Origin of the sequence: Klebsiella sp. KTE92 (assembly GCF_000398905.1) — a bacterium.
Classification (GTDB): domain Bacteria; phylum Pseudomonadota; class Gammaproteobacteria; order Enterobacterales; family Enterobacteriaceae; genus Klebsiella; species Klebsiella variicola.
The window spans coordinates 3,942,870-3,957,361 of sequence record NZ_KB976100.1; the positions used below are offsets into that span (position 1 = coordinate 3,942,870).

Annotated in this window: 12 protein-coding genes; 4 read left to right on the forward strand and 8 right to left on the reverse strand. The window is 59.5% G+C overall.

From position 1 onward, the window contains the following. Positions 1–37: 37 nt before the first annotated feature. Entirely contained in the window at positions 38–2,020 is a 1,983-nt protein-coding gene (aegA, locus tag A1WC_RS07040; RefSeq protein WP_016161623.1) for a formate-dependent uric acid utilization protein AegA, read from the reverse strand. A 372-nt stretch (positions 2,021–2,392) separates the two neighbouring features. On the opposite strand from aegA, the gene acrD reads away from it, so the two are divergent. Next, the gene (gene acrD / locus A1WC_RS07035) at positions 2,393–5,506 is read left to right on the forward strand and encodes a multidrug efflux RND transporter permease AcrD (RefSeq protein WP_016161624.1); all 3,114 of its coding nucleotides are present in this window, start codon (positions 2,393–2,395) and stop codon (positions 5,504–5,506) included. 127 nt (positions 5,507–5,633) lie between these two features. Here acrD and ypfM read toward each other — a convergent pair whose 3' ends face one another. Then, positions 5,634–5,693: a protein YpfM gene (ypfM, locus tag A1WC_RS27605; protein ID WP_100181659.1), complete on the reverse strand. Its 60-nt coding sequence runs from the start codon at positions 5,691–5,693 to the stop codon at positions 5,634–5,636. A gap of 364 nt (positions 5,694–6,057) precedes the next feature. Between ypfM and A1WC_RS07030 the strand changes: the two genes are divergently transcribed. From A1WC_RS07030 to A1WC_RS07020, 3 genes are read left to right on the forward strand one after another with little or no spacing between them, the layout of a single operon-like run. Continuing rightward, positions 6,058–6,411 (forward strand): ArsC family reductase, encoded by a 354-nt coding sequence (locus tag A1WC_RS07030; protein WP_008803838.1) that lies wholly within the window; start codon positions 6,058–6,060, stop codon positions 6,409–6,411. 3 nt (positions 6,412–6,414) lie between these two features. Further along, the gene (dapE, locus tag A1WC_RS07025) at positions 6,415–7,542 is read left to right on the forward strand and encodes a succinyl-diaminopimelate desuccinylase (protein WP_012540914.1); all 1,128 of its coding nucleotides are present in this window, start codon (positions 6,415–6,417) and stop codon (positions 7,540–7,542) included. 26 nt (positions 7,543–7,568) lie between these two features. Beyond that, positions 7,569–7,772: a YpfN family protein gene (locus A1WC_RS07020; protein WP_002913768.1), complete on the forward strand. Its 204-nt coding sequence runs from the start codon at positions 7,569–7,571 to the stop codon at positions 7,770–7,772. 48 nt (positions 7,773–7,820) lie between these two features. On the opposite strand, the gene ypfH is transcribed toward A1WC_RS07020, so the two are convergent. The 6 genes from ypfH to dapA all read right to left on the reverse strand — a co-directional run bounded on the left by ypfH (position 7,821) and on the right by dapA (position 14,472). After that, positions 7,821–8,516, reverse strand: coding sequence for an esterase (gene ypfH / locus A1WC_RS07015; RefSeq protein WP_008803836.1), 696 nt, complete (start codon positions 8,514–8,516; stop codon positions 7,821–7,823). Positions 8,517–8,592: 76 nt separating this feature from the next. Continuing rightward, a complete protein-coding gene (locus A1WC_RS07010; protein ID WP_016161625.1) occupies positions 8,593–10,596 on the reverse strand; it encodes a tRNA(Met) cytidine acetyltransferase TmcA in 2,004 nt (667 codons plus the stop codon). A 9-nt stretch (positions 10,597–10,605) separates the two neighbouring features. Continuing rightward, positions 10,606–11,481, reverse strand: a complete 876-nt coding sequence (locus A1WC_RS07005; protein WP_012540912.1) for a neutral zinc metallopeptidase — start codon at positions 11,479–11,481, stop codon at positions 10,606–10,608. A gap of 119 nt (positions 11,482–11,600) precedes the next feature. Continuing rightward, positions 11,601–12,314 (reverse strand): phosphoribosylaminoimidazolesuccinocarboxamide synthase, encoded by a 714-nt coding sequence (purC, locus tag A1WC_RS07000; protein WP_002913801.1) that lies wholly within the window; start codon positions 12,312–12,314, stop codon positions 11,601–11,603. A gap of 228 nt (positions 12,315–12,542) precedes the next feature. Beyond that, positions 12,543–13,577, reverse strand: a complete 1,035-nt coding sequence (gene bamC / locus A1WC_RS06995) for an outer membrane protein assembly factor BamC (RefSeq protein WP_008803834.1) — start codon at positions 13,575–13,577, stop codon at positions 12,543–12,545. A gap of 16 nt (positions 13,578–13,593) precedes the next feature. After that, positions 13,594–14,472 (reverse strand): 4-hydroxy-tetrahydrodipicolinate synthase, encoded by an 879-nt coding sequence (gene dapA / locus A1WC_RS06990; protein ID WP_002913803.1) that lies wholly within the window; start codon positions 14,470–14,472, stop codon positions 13,594–13,596. Between the last annotated feature and the right edge of the window lie 20 nt (positions 14,473–14,492).

A 14,492-nucleotide genomic window follows, 5' to 3' on the forward strand; every position in this document is an offset into this window, starting at 1 on the left:
GACGCCCTCATACTACGCTGCGGGGCCGGGTTTGTCGTCAGTGAAGCGGCGTCGTTTTCAGCGCCAGATAGTCCAAAATCCCCTGCGCCGCGTGACGGCCTTCCGCCATCGCCGTCACTACAAGGTCTGCGCCGCGCACGGCATCGCCGCCGGCAAAGATCTTCTCCTGACTGGTCTGGTAACGGTAACGGCTCTCGACGCCGGCTTTGATGCGCCCCTGGCTGTCCAGCGCCACGCCCGCCGCTTCCAGCCAGGGCATGCGGTGCGGGTGGAAGCCAAAGGCCATGATCACCGCATCCGCCGGCATAACAAACTCACTGCCGGGGATCGGCGTCGGGCGGCGTCTTCCTCCCGCGTCCGGGGCGCCCAGCTCGGTGCGCAAAAAGCGTACCCCGTTCACTCGCCCGCTTTCGTCCAGCTCCAGGGTCACCGGCTGGACGTTAAACTCAAAGACCGCCCCCTCTTCGCGGGCGTTTTTGACCTCTTTTTTCGAGCCCGGCATGTTGGCTTCATCCCGCCGATAGGCGCAGGTCACCTGGCGGGCGCCGTGGCGCAGCGCGGTGCGCACGCAGTCCATCGCTGTATCGCCGCCGCCCAGCACAACGACGTTCAGCCCGGCGGTGTTGATATAAGGCTCCTGAGCCGATGCCGCCAGCCCCATCACCTGTTTGGTGTTGGCAATGAGGAACGGCAGCGCATCGTAGACGCCGGGGGCCTCTTCGTTCGGCAGCCCCGCCTTCATGGAGCGATAGGTTCCGGCGCCGACAAACACCGCGTCATAATCGGCCAGCAGCGTCGCCATGGGGATATCTTTCCCCACCTCGCAATTGAGCTCAAAGCGGATACCCATCTCGCTGAAAATGGCCCGCCGCCGGGCCAGCAGCGATTTATCCAGCTTGAACGCCGGGATGCCGAAGGTCAGCAGACCGCCAATCTCCGGATGACGGTCAAAAACCACCGGCTGGACGCCGTGACGCACCAGCACATCGGCGCAGGCCAGCCCGGCCGGCCCGGCGCCGATAATCGCCACCCGCTTACCGCTCGGCTTAACCTGCGAGAGGTCCGGACGCCAGCCGCTGGCCAGCGCCTGGTCGGAAATATAGCGCTCAATGTTGCCGATGGTGACTGCGCCGCTTTCATCGCGCAGGGTGCAGGCACCTTCACACAGCCGGTCCTGGGGGCAGACGCGACCGGTGATCTCCGGCAGGCAGTTGGTCTGATGGGAAAGCGCGACCGCGGCGGCGATATCCCCCGCCTTAACCAGCTCGACCCACTGCGGGATATGGTTATGCAGCGGGCAGGTCCATTCGCAAATACTGTGTTCCCCACACGTGAGGCAGCGGGCGGCCTGCTGCTGCGCCTGCGCCGGGGTGAACGGCTGATAGATCTCCTCAAAGTGGCTCTTACGCGCCTCCGCCGCCAGCTTATCCGGCTCCCCGCGCGGCGGCGTCATCGCCATTTGCCTGACCTTCGCGCCAACATTGGGCTGGCTGCAGGTCGGCGTACCGCGCTGCCACGGCTGCACCTCCTGGCATGCCGAGCGCAGTCGCCGCTGCTTCGCCAGCGCGGTCAACGTCTCATCGTCGGCGAGGGTCAGTGCCTGCGCGGGACAGTTTTCCACACAGGCCGGTCCCGCCTCGCGGCCCTGGCACAGATCGCATTTCTGCGCGCTGGCCTTTACCTGGCCCGCAGCCTGCGGCGTCACCACCACCTGCATCACCCCGAACGGGCAGGCCACCATGCAGGATTTACAGCCAATGCATTTCTCCTGACTGACCTGAACGCTGTCGCCGGACTGGGCAATGGCGTCGTTGGGGCAACTGCGGACGCAGGGGGCGTCTTCACAGTGGCGGCAGGTGATAGCGTTACGCTGGCCCGCCGCTTTGATGACGGTGATACGAGGTAAAAAGCGCTGCGGGGTCAGCACGTGTTGCTCCTCGTTATGCGCCATTACGCAGGCCACTTCGCAGGCCTGGCAGCCGATACATTTTCGACTATCGCTCAAAATAAAGTGGTTCATGGCTTCCTTTTGTCTTTTTGGTGAATAACCCCTCAATGCGCATGACTATTTATTACCCGACAAGACGGCGCCGGAACAATGTCCAAATGCCCAGGATAAACTTTTTCTGGAGAGAATCCGTTTTGGATCAATTTTTTTGACTTAAATGAAATGAGGTTTCACACCGGCAAGAGATAATGCGCCTGTCTGAGGCTGCAAAGCAGACTCACTGCCTGCTGGCAGGAAAGTTCGAGGTTTCTTTACGATACGGCAAAAGCAACATGATAAATTACACTATCTCCTTAATTTCTCCACGATTGCCGGAGGCGCTGGCGCTAAAGTGGCACAGGCTGTGCAATAACAAAAAAATGTGCATATGAGGTCTTTATTCTGATGGCGAATTTCTTTATCGATCGCCCCATTTTTGCGTGGGTGCTGGCAATCCTGTTATGTCTGACGGGCACCCTTGCCATTTTGTCGCTTCCCGTTGAACAGTATCCCGACCTCGCCCCGCCGAACGTGCGGATCACCGCCAACTATCCCGGCGCCTCCGCGCAAACCCTGGAGAATACCGTCACCCAGGTTATCGAACAGAATATGACCGGCCTCGATAACCTGATGTATATGTCATCCCAGAGCAGCGCCACTGGCCAGGCGACGATCACCCTCAGCTTCACCGCCGGTACCGACCCGGACGAAGCCGTGCAGCAGGTTCAGAACCAGCTGCAGTCGGCGATGCGTAAACTGCCGCAGGCGGTGCAAAACCAGGGGGTGACGGTGCGCAAGACCGGCGACACCAATATCCTGACCCTCGCCTTCGTCTCCACCGACGGCAGCATGGATAAACAAGATATTGCCGACTACGTCGCCAGTAACATTCAGGACCCGCTCAGCCGCGTCAACGGCGTGGGGGATATCGACGCCTACGGCTCGCAATACTCAATGCGCATCTGGCTCGACCCGGCGAAGCTCAATAGCTACCAGCTGACCACCAAGGATGTGACCGACGCCATCAGTTCGCAGAACGCCCAGATTGCCGTCGGCCAGCTTGGCGGGACGCCTTCGGTCGATAAGCAGGCGCTGAACGCCACCATCAACTCGCAATCTCTGCTACAAACCCCGGAGCAGTTCCGCAATATCACCCTGCGCGTCAATCAGGATGGTTCAGAGGTGACGCTGGGCGATGTCGCCACCGTCGAGATGGGGGCGGAGAAGTACGACTACCTCAGCCGCTACAACCGGCAGGCCGCTTCGGGCCTGGGAATTAAGCTTGCTTCCGGCGCCAACGAAATGGCCACGGCGGAGCGCGTGATCAATCGCCTCAATGAGCTGTCGCAGTATTTTCCTCACGGTCTGGAATATAAAGTCGCCTACGAGACGACCTCCTTCGTAAAGGCCTCCATCACTGATGTGGTCAAAACGCTGCTGGAGGCGATCCTGCTGGTCTTCCTCGTGATGTATCTGTTCCTGCAGAACTTCCGCGCCACCCTGATCCCGACCATCGCCGTGCCGGTGGTGCTGATGGGCACCTTTGCGGTGCTGTATGCCTGTGGCTACAGCATCAACACCCTGACGATGTTCGCGATGGTGCTGGCGATCGGCCTGCTGGTGGATGACGCCATCGTGGTGGTGGAGAACGTCGAGCGCATCATGAGCGAGGAGGGCCTGTCGCCACGCGAGGCGACCCGCAAATCGATGGGACAAATTCAGGGCGCGCTGGTGGGGATCGCCATGGTGCTGTCGGCGGTGTTTGTGCCAATGGCCTTCTTCGGCGGCACCACCGGGGCCATCTATCGCCAGTTCTCAATCACTATCGTCGCGGCGATGGTCCTCTCGGTGCTGGTGGCCATGATCCTCACCCCGGCCCTTTGCGCCACGCTGCTCAAGCCGGTTAAGCCAGGTGAATCCCATGAAAGAAAAGGCTTCTTCGGCTGGTTCAACCGCACCTTCAACCGCAGCGCCAGCCGCTACGAAACCTTTGTCGGCAAAATTCTTCACCGCTCGCTGCGCTGGATGCTGATCTACGTCGTCCTGCTCGGCGGGATGGTGTTCCTGTTCCTGCATCTGCCCACCTCGTTCCTGCCGCTGGAGGATCGCGGGATGTTCACCACCTCGGTCCAGTTGCCGAGCGGCAGCACCCAGCAGCAGACGCTGAAGGTGGTGCAGAAGGCGGAAGATTACTTCCTCAATAACGAGAAGCAGAACGTCGAGTCGGTGTTCGCTACCGTTGGCTCCGGCCCCGGCGGCAACGGGCAGAACGTGGCCCGCATGTTTGTGCGTCTCAAAGACTGGGACCAGCGCGACCCGGAAACCGGCTCCTCCTTTGCCATTATTGAACGCGCCACCAAAGCGTTTAATCAGATCAACGAAGCGCGGGTCATCGCCAGCAGCCCGCCGGCCATCAGCGGCCTCGGCAGTTCGGCAGGCTTCGATATGGAGCTTGAGGATCACGCCGGTAAGGGGCACGATGCGCTGATGGCGGCACGCGATACGCTGCTTGAGCTGGCCGGCAAAAACCCTCTGTTGACCCGGGTCCGCCATAACGGGCTCGACGACAGTCCGCAGCTGCAGGTCGATATCGATCAGCGTAAAGCGCAGGCGCTGGGCGTCTCCATTGACGACATCAACGATACGCTGCAAACCGCGTGGGGGTCGAGCTACGTCAACGACTTTATGGATCGCGGCCGGGTGAAGAAAGTCTACGTCCAGGCAGCGGCGAAATACCGGATGCTGCCTGACGATATTAATCTCTGGTATGTCCGCAACAGCAGCGGCACGATGGTGCCGTTCTCGGCCTTCGCCACCTCACGTTGGGAGACAGGCTCACCGCGTCTGGAACGCTACAATGGCTACTCGGCGGTGGAGATCGTCGGTGAGGCGGCGCCGGGTATCAGTACCGGCACCGCGATGGACATGATGGAGAAGCTGGCCGCGCAGTTGCCAACCGGCTTTGGCCTCGAATGGACCGCCATGTCCTACCAGGAACGCCTCTCTGGCGCTCAGGCGCCGGCACTGTACGCGATTTCGCTGCTGGTGGTGTTCCTGTGCCTGGCGGCGCTGTACGAGAGCTGGTCGGTGCCGTTCTCGGTGATGCTGGTGGTCCCGCTCGGGGTGATTGGCGCCCTGCTGGCGACCTGGGTGCGCGGCCTGGAGAATGATGTTTACTTCCAAGTGGGCCTGTTAACGGTGATCGGCCTGTCGGCGAAAAACGCCATTCTGATCGTTGAGTTCGCCAACGAGCTGAACGAGAAAGGCCAGGATCTGCTCAGCGCCACGCTGTCGGCCTGCCGTCAGCGCCTGCGCCCCATCCTGATGACCTCGCTGGCGTTTATCTTCGGCGTGCTGCCGATGGCGACCAGCACCGGGGCCGGTTCCGGCAGCCAGCATGCGGTCGGTACCGGGGTGATGGGCGGGATGATCTCCGCCACCGTGCTGGCCATCTTTTTCGTGCCGCTGTTCTTTGTGCTGGTACGCCGTCGCTTTCCGCTGAAGGAGCGTCCGCAATAAGCCGTCGGGCGTTGGCGGCGAGCCTTAATAACAGAAAAGGCGACCCTTAAGGTCGCCTTCTTTATGTGTTCAGAACCATGACGCGCTTATTTACTTCGCGTTATTCCCCTGCTCACATTGCGGAAATTTATTTACGAAGCATGCCTTCAATAAAATCTTTCCAGTTCCCCAGTTCATGTTCAATCATAATAGCCTCTCTTATTATTATGGTCGATTCTATATAACTTCATTGCTGATGGGAAGTTGGGCTCCCCTATTGCTCTGATTGTCTTGTGGACGTCTGACAGAGATAAAACCTCTGGTTGCCGCCACTATGCCGTTTCGTATGTAAAATTATGTGACGCAGAGCACTCTCAGGCAACATTTTCGCAATATTGTTAATAGCCTCACATCACTTCCGCGAATGAGCAAAAATTCACCACGCCGTCAATTGAATGAGATACCCGGTAAAAAGTTATATTTATTCATCTGAATCACGTATTATTTCAGTAAGACTTATATATTCGGAAATATCTGAGTTAACCGCTTAATTGAATGTGAAAGGTTTATCTATGCTCACCATGTACGGAATTAAAAACTGCGATACCATTAAAAAAGCCCGTCGCTGGCTGGAAGCGCATCAGATTGCGTATCAGTTTCATGACTACCGCGCCGATGGCCTTGACCGCGCGCAACTGGATACCTTTATTGCCGAACTGGGCTGGCAGGCGCTGCTGAACACCCGCGGCACCACCTGGCGCAAACTCGACGAGTCGCTGCGCAACAGCATCGATAATGCCGACGCCGCCGCCGCATTGATGCTGGAAATGCCGGCGATTATCAAACGCCCATTGCTCTGTGCGCCCGGTCGTCCTATGCTGCTGGGTTTTAGTGAAGCAAGTTATCAGCAGTTTAACGAGGTATAGTCTATGTCTTGCCCGGTCATTGAGCTGGCTCAGCAGCTTATTCGCCGCCCTTCCCTTAGCCCCGATGATGCGGGATGCCAGGCGTTAATGATTGAACGCCTGCGTGCGATCGGCTTTACCGTTGAACCGATGGATTTCGGCGATACACAGAATTTCTGGGCCTGGCGCGGCCACGGCGAGACGCTGGCCTTCGCCGGCCACACCGACGTGGTCCCGGCAGGCGACGCCGACCGCTGGATCAACCCCCCGTTCGAACCGACCATCCGCGACGGGATGCTGTTCGGCCGCGGCGCAGCAGATATGAAAGGCTCGCTGGCGGCGATGGTGGTGGCGGCGGAACGTTTTGTCGCGCAGTACCCGAATCATCGCGGCAGACTGGCGTTTTTGATCACCTCAGATGAAGAGGCCAGCGCCAAAAACGGCACCGTCAAAGTAGTGGAAACGCTGATGGCGCGTAACGAACGTCTGGATTACTGTCTGGTCGGCGAACCCTCCAGTACCGAAGTGGTCGGCGATGTGGTGAAAAACGGCCGCCGCGGCTCGCTGACCTGCAACCTGACCATTCACGGCGTGCAGGGCCATGTTGCCTATCCGCACCTTGCCGATAACCCTGTCCATCGCGCGGCGCCGATGCTGGCGGAGCTGGTCAATATCGAGTGGGATAAAGGCAATGAATTTTTCCCGCCAACCAGTATGCAGATCGCCAACGTACAGTCCGGTACCGGCAGCAACAACGTGATCCCCGGCGATATGTTCGTCCAGTTCAACTTCCGCTTCAGTACGGAACTGACGGACGAGATGATCAAAGCCCGCGTGGTCTCCCTGCTGGAAAAATACCAGCTGCGTTACAGCGTGGAGTGGTGGCTCTCCGGCCAGCCGTTCCTCACCGGGCGCGGTAAACTGGTGGATGCGGTGGTGAGCGCAATTGAGCACTATAATGAGATCAAACCGCAGCTGTTGACCAACGGCGGCACCTCTGACGGTCGGTTTATCGCCCGCATGGGGGCGCAGGTGGTTGAGCTGGGCCCCGTGAACGCAACCATTCACAAAATTAATGAATGTGTGAACGCCGCCGACCTGCAGCTGCTGGCACGGATGTATCAACGCGTAATGGAACAGCTGGTCGCCTGACGAATTGACGTAAAGAGGAAGCGCGCATGGAATGGCTTATTAAACACTGGTGGATTCTGGTTCTGGTCTTTTTGGTGGGGGTGATTATCAACGTGATCAAAGATCTGAACCGCGTTGACCACAAAAAATTCCTTAACAACAAACCCGATCTGCCGCCGCACCGCGATTTTAACGATAAATGGGACGATGACGACGACTGGCCAAAGCACGACCAGTCGAAGAAACCGTAAGTTTGCCTTTATCGCGGTACTGCCCGCCTGTAACCCCGTCCGCCGGGGTTACAGCATTTCGATGATATCGTCCCCTTTTGGCGTACTGCCGCTCAGCGCCTCATCAAAATAGTGCTTCGGCACGGTATAACGCAGACGCTCGATGGCAAACTGCATGCTGCGATCGTCAATGGCATGCCCCAGATCGTCAACAATATCTAAGGTCACGTCGCCGCCCGCCTGCTGTAATGCCTCCTGAGCCGACACCGCCCACGCCAGGTCGATAACCCGATCTTCCCCCCCGTGGATCAGATGAATGGTGGTGGCCGTCGTTGCCGTCATCGGCAGCGTCGCGTAGCGGCCATTAAAGGCGATCACTCTTGAAGCCAGATCTGGCGCCGCTTTGATACTCTCCAGCGACATAATCGCCCCCTGAGAGAAACCGATCAGCGCGGTGGCCAGTGGACTGACGCCGCTTTTCTCTTGCCAGTAGCGCACAATGTCAATGAAGGTCGGCATAATGGCATCGATGCGCTGCTGACGATTCTCTTCCGTCACTCCCTGCACCGAAAACCACTGCCGACCGTTGGGACCGCAAGGTTCGACCCCGCCGATGCTGACAATTAGCGCATCGGGAAACTGCGGCGCGAACCAGCTGCCGATTTGCCCCATAGAGACCGGGTTATCACCCACACCATGAAACAGCAGCAACAGCTGTTGCGCAGGCGTCGCAGGGCTTTGAACAATAAAATGATCGTGTTTCATGGCTGTCTCCTTAGTGTATGCCGGCAGTTTACGCCGCTCGCCAGATATGACCATGCCATTTAACTGAATGAGTTAGTTAAAATAATTGCAGATGCGCCACCTGCTGACGCAGCGCCTCAGCACGCGCTGCATCGAGGAAGCGCAAGGCGTCAGCGGCCTCAACACGCCATCTCGCCAGCAGGGCTTTACGCCCCGTCAGCCGCAGCGCAGCACACAGCGCGGCTTCCTCTTCCCCCTGCAGACGTCCGCGCAGAGCCGGCAACGGCATGTCGGCCTGCATCAGCAGGCGGTTGAGGCAGCCCAGCGCCGCGGCCAGCGGGCGATGGGCGAAAGCAAAGCTCGCCGCTTCCAGCCAGTCCTCATCACTAAGCATAGCGTCTGCGACGGCCGGCAGCGGCGCGGATTCGTCCCGCCACGGGCGAAGCCAATATTCATCCCGCAGCAGCCGCTGCGCCTCCCGCTGCGCGAGCTGGTGCCCCGCCGCAGTCAGCGGGAACAGAGCCATCGCGGTATAGCAGCCGCTGCTGGCCTCGCGATGGGTTCCCAGCCGCACGAGGATAAACCCGCAGCGTTGCCAGAAGCGCCACAGCTCAGGGGTATAGCCGAAGCTGACGGACAGATAGTCATAGCCTGCGGCATCGGCGGCGATACTGGCGATCATCTTCTGCCCGAGACCATCGCGCTGACGGGCAGGATGGACAGCGATCCGACTGACCCGCAGCCCGGACAGCGTCGCCGCCAGGGGACTGCCGCCATGCGCCGCCAGCGACTGGGCGACCAGATTCCCGCGCGGCCGGCGAAACCCTGCCCACACCGCCCGGCTAAGTTCGGGAGAAAGTCCCCCCTCGGCCACCAGCCACAGCGCGCCCGCCACCGCGCCGCTGGCGCGAGCGCAGCGAAAAGCCTGGCCGGGGGCATCCATCATGCGCCGCAGATCGAGCGGGGAAGTCCGGTAGTGCGCCCCGGACAATAGCTGGTACATCGCCTCCGGTAGCGCTGGCTGCGATTGCCAGCAGGACTGATTAACCGCTTCCAGCACCACCTCCCCCGTCGGCGCGTCGCGAAATGCCTCATCGTTAAAGATCAGCAACTGACGGATGGCTGACTCCAGCGGACAGCCCGCCGCCCAGCGGATCGGGGCGCTCAGGCTGAACGACTGCAGACGGGGCAGGCTGGCGCAAAATTTCAGCAGGAATCCGCGACCGGTGCCTTCATAACCCTGCACCGTCGTGGTGAGTAGCGTGCGGGGAAAACGGCTTACCAGCTGCCGGAGAAGCGGAGCCGGGATCGACGCGGCCTCATCGACAATCAGCCAGGCCGCCGTTTCTTGCGACGCCAACAGCGCATCGGGCGCCATAAAGCGGAACGCCTCGCCGGCAAAGCTCGCCAGCACCTCGACGGCGCTACGCGTTGGGGCGGTGACGATGGCCTCGCCCTCAAGCTGGCGCAGCAGCATGCCCGCGAGAGCGGATTTCCCTCGCCCGCGCTCTGCCGTCACCGCCGCGATACCGGGCGGCAGCCGTAACAGTTGCTCAAGGATTAGCGCCTGCTCGGCCTGGGGGTGGCCATCGGCGGGATGCCAGTCAGGGCGGGGGGCGGCCAGCGGGAAGCGCGGCCGGTCCGACTGCTGCCAGAGCAGCACCTCCGGATCGGCGATAAACTGCCGGCAGCAGCGGTGAACAAAGTTGGGGGTAACGATAGGGTCGGGAGTATCGCTCCAGCGCAGGGAGTCCTCATCCGCCCGGGTCGGCCAGTCGGCGAAGGGGGGCGTCAGCAGCACCAGCCAGCTTCCCGCCCGCAGCGTACCGCTCAGGGCCGCCAGGGCCGCCACGTCACACCCGCGCCGGGCATCGAAAAAGGCGTGCATCACTTCCCGCCCCAGCAGCGTCTTGAGGGCGCCAGGCGCCACGCAGGGCGCAGAAACCGGATCGGAGCCTACCCACAGACCATTGCCGCCGAGCCGCTCCCGTAGCGCCTGCGCCTGCTGCAGCGTCCAGGCCTCATCGCCGCTGAGCACCAGCAGGCGACGGATCCCCTCCCGCGCCATCTGCGCGGTGAGGTCAAGCAGCGCGTCCATCATCGGTGGCGATTACAGCGCGCTGCCGAAGGTATTGCACTGCGCCGGATCGCCGCTGTCGAAACCGCGTTTGAACCAGGTGTAGCGCTGTTTTGACGTGCCGTGGGTAAAGCTGTCCGGTACCACGCGCCCCTGGCTCTGCTGCTGCAGACGGTCGTCGCCGATGGCTTCGGCAGCGTTCAGCGCCTCCTGCAGATCGCCGGTTTCCAGAATATCCTGCTGCTGCATATTATGGCCCCAGACGCCGGCGAAGCAGTCCGCCTGCAGCTCCATCTTCACCGACAGACGGTTGGCTTCGGCCTCGGTGGCATGCTGCTGTTGCTGGCGAACTTTCGGCTCAATGCCCAGCAGTTTTTGCACGTGGTGGCCCACCTCATGAGCAATGACGTACCCCTGAGCAAAGTCGCCGTCGGCGCCCAGTTTATTTTTCATCTCATCGTAGAAGGACAGGTCGATATAGACCGTGCTGTCGGCAGGACAGTAGAACGGCCCCATCACCGACTGACCGGTGCCGCAGCCGGTACGGGTCGCGCCGCGGTAGAGCACCAGTTTTGGCTGGGGGTACTGGCGGCCCATCTTTTCAAAGATCGGTCCCCAGGTATCTTCGGTGGTGGCCAGAATGACGGAAGTAAACTTCGCCGCTTCATCGTCTTTCGGACTGATGGAGCGCTGCGTGGAGGTCTGCTGCTGCGGCATCGGCTCCCCGGTCAGCATGCCGGTCAAATCCACGCCGTAGTAGCCCGCCACCAGCACAATAATCAGCAGTACAATGCCGCCCTTCCCGCTCGGCAGACGGAAACCGCCGCCCCCGCTGCCGCCAAACGGCGAGCCTGATTGACCACGTCGATCTTCAACATTGTCGCTTTCGCGACGCCCTTGCCAGCGCATAAGCACCTCATTCCCTGTTATGTATCAATAGCAGAGATCGTAGGCGGTTCAGCGCAGGATTACCACAGGAAACAGCAAGAGACGCCAGAAGATGAGGCCATCTTCTGGCGGCGGGCGGGTTAGTCGAGTTTAACGCCCAGGCGGTGAGCCACTTCTTCGTAGGCTTCGATCAGGCCGCCAAGGCTCTGGCGGAAGCGGTCTTTGTCCATTTTATCGAGGGTATTTTTATCCCACAGGCGGCTGCCGTCCGGCGAAAACTCGTCGCCCAGCACCACTTCGCCTTTGAACAGACCAAACTCCAGCTTAAAGTCCACCAGAATCAGACCGGCGTCATCGAACAGCTTTTTCAGCACGTCGTTGGCTTTGTAGGTCAGCTCGCGCATCCGCGCCAGATTCTCTTTGCTCACCCAGCCGAAGGTTTCGCAGTAGGAGTCGTTGACCATCGGATCGTGCATAGCATCGTTTTTCAGGAACAGGTCGAACAGCGGCGGGTTCAGCTCGATACCTTCTTCAATGCCTAAACGTTTTACCAGCGAGCCTGCTGCACGGTTACGCACCACGCACTCTACCGGCACCATATCCAGTTTTTTCACCAGACATTCGGTATCGGAAAGCAGCGCTTCCATCTGGGTAGGGATGCCCGCTTCTGCCAGTTTGCTCATAATGAAATGGTTGAACTTGTTATTCACCATGCCTTTACGATCGAACTGCTCGATGCGCGCGCCATCACCTGCTGACGTATCGTTACGGAATTCCAGTACCAGCAGGTCCGGATTATCGGTGCTGTATACTGTCTTCGCCTTACCACGATACAACTCAGCTTGCTTTTTCATCTTTCACTACTCCAGTGATATTGAGCCTAAAAATACGTTTCCACCTATACACAAAATCATTCAAAGTGCATCGAGGCGGCAACTGAGCGAATCCCCAGGAGCTTACAAAAGTAAGTGACTGGGGTGAACGAAGGCGGCCAACAAAGAGGCAATTTGAAGGATGATGTGTATACGCACACGTTTGCGTCACTATATATTAAAAGGGCCGGATTGCTCCAGCCCTTTTGATTACTTGTTAAATGCGGCCTGGAATACGGCTACCAGGGCGTCATTTTGCGACTGCGTCAGGGTGTGACCTTTCGGGTCGATGAACTGCAGGCTACTGCGGTTATCGAGGTCACCGACCTGCAGTTTGTAGTCACCGGAGGCCAGCTGCGGGTCACGTGCGCCCAGCTCCTGCCAGCTGCTGTCAGACAGCGGCTTGTAGGTCAGCGCCATGCTGCCCTGAGAGCGCGTGCTGTCGGTCACTTTCATTCCCACTTTTTCGAGGGCGCCCGGCAGACGTTGCCACACCATGTTAAACGGCGCGCGAACGACAAGCATCGGCAGGCCGGTGTCATCGGCAGCGCTCTGCACGTCGAAGGTGGCGCCAGCACTGCGCTGGGCCGCGTTCTGGGCGCTGGTGGCGCTCGCATCAAGGCCTTCAGAAATGACGTTCAGCATGGCGGTGCTGTAGCGCTGCAGTGACGCCGGATCGGCAACCGGTTTACCCGCCTGCTCCAGATTCACCAGCTTAACGACCACCGCTTGCTGATAGCCCTGCGGTTTGACGGAGATTTGATAACGACCGCGATACTGCTGATCTTCATCAAGGCGGTTCCACTCAACCCAGTCGGTGTTCAGCGTCTGGCTCGCATCATCGCGTTTCGCGATAACGTAGTTCTTCGACTGAAGGATACTGGTGACCTGCGCCCACAGCGAGCCGCTGCGGCCGTTCTCAACCATCAGCGTCGCGGTATCGCCATTAAACTGGGTCCGCGCACCGCTGACCAACGCCAGCGGCTGCGCTGGCGGGCGAATGTCCAGCGCTTTGCCCACCGCGCCGGTGCTGTTGGCCACCGGAATGTTGTAATCGCCCACCTGAATCGGCAGGATCATCCCCGCCGGCGCGTGAAGTTCGCTCAACGGTGACGCCTGTAAATAGGCCTCATCACCGCTCACCTGACGCTTATAGCGCGAGTCGGAACTACAGGCCGCGAGGAGTAGAACCAGCGAAACACCCGCAACCTTCGCCAGGCGCGACTTCTGTACTGAGTAAGCCATCAAATCTCCCTAAACTTTACAGCAAACCGGCATGCTTCAGCGCGGCGGTGACGGCTTCACGACCATGGTCGGTGATGGGCGTCATCGGCAAGCGCAGCGTATCGGTCGCCACAAGACCCAACGCCTTGCATCCCCATTTCACCGGGATAGGATTGGGTTCGACAAATAATTTTGTATGCAGTGGCATCAGACGCTGATTAATCGCACGCGCTTCGGCAAATTGACCCGCCAGCGCCAGACGGCACATGTCGGCCATTTCGCGCGCCGCCACGTTGGCGGTGACGGAAATCACGCCCACGCCGCCGAGCTGCATGAAGTCCATACCGGTCGCATCGTCACCGCTCAGCAGAATAAAGTCGTCTGAAACCAGCTCTTTGATCTGGTGAACGCGACTTAAGTTCCCTGTAGCTTCCTTAATACCGACAATATTTTTAATTTCCGCCAGACGGCCAACGGTTTCCGGCAGCATATCGCAACCGGTACGGGACGGCACATTATACAGAATTTGCGGCAGGTCAGTATGTTCAGCGATAGCTTTAAAGTGCTGGAACAGGCCTTCCTGGGTCGGGCGGTTATAATAAGGAGTGACCGTCAGGCAGCCGACAACACCGCTGTCGTTAAAACGTTTGGTCAGGCTAATCGCCTCTGCGGTTGCATTGGCTCCCGTGCCAGCGATAACTGGAATACGCCCGTCGGCCAGTTCCAGCGTCATCATCACTACGTCGCCATGCTCTTCATGGCTCAGCGTTGCGGATTCACCGGTAGTCCCTACCGAAACGATCGCCGAGGTTCCGTTGGCGACATGGTAATCAATCAGTTTTTTCAGGCTTGTCCGGCAGACATTACCGTTTTCATCCATCGGCGTGACAAGCGCTACAATACTTCCCGTGAACATGGGCCATCCTCAGAGCAGAA

Bases quoted from the DNA above. Each gene is read 5' to 3' on its own strand.
- aegA (WP_016161623.1), bottom strand. From the start codon at position 2,020: ATGAACCACTTTATTTTGAGCGATAGTCGAAAATGTATCGGCTGCCAG.
- acrD (WP_016161624.1), top strand. From the start codon at position 2,393: ATGGCGAATTTCTTTATCGATCGCCCCATTTTTGCGTGGGTGCTGGCA.
- A1WC_RS07030 (WP_008803838.1), top strand. From the start codon at position 6,058: ATGCTCACCATGTACGGAATTAAAAACTGCGATACCATTAAAAAAGCC.
- dapE (WP_012540914.1), top strand. From the start codon at position 6,415: ATGTCTTGCCCGGTCATTGAGCTGGCTCAGCAGCTTATTCGCCGCCCT.
- A1WC_RS07020 (WP_002913768.1), top strand. From the start codon at position 7,569: ATGGAATGGCTTATTAAACACTGGTGGATTCTGGTTCTGGTCTTTTTG.
- ypfH (WP_008803836.1), bottom strand. From the start codon at position 8,516: ATGAAACACGATCATTTTATTGTTCAAAGCCCTGCGACGCCTGCGCAA.
- A1WC_RS07010 (WP_016161625.1), bottom strand. From the start codon at position 10,596: ATGATGGACGCGCTGCTTGACCTCACCGCGCAGATGGCGCGGGAGGGG.
- A1WC_RS07005 (WP_012540912.1), bottom strand. From the start codon at position 11,481: ATGCGCTGGCAAGGGCGTCGCGAAAGCGACAATGTTGAAGATCGACGT.
- purC (WP_002913801.1), bottom strand. From the start codon at position 12,314: ATGAAAAAGCAAGCTGAGTTGTATCGTGGTAAGGCGAAGACAGTATAC.
- bamC (WP_008803834.1), bottom strand. From the start codon at position 13,577: ATGGCTTACTCAGTACAGAAGTCGCGCCTGGCGAAGGTTGCGGGTGTT.
- dapA (WP_002913803.1), bottom strand. From the start codon at position 14,472: ATGTTCACGGGAAGTATTGTAGCGCTTGTCACGCCGATGGATGAAAAC.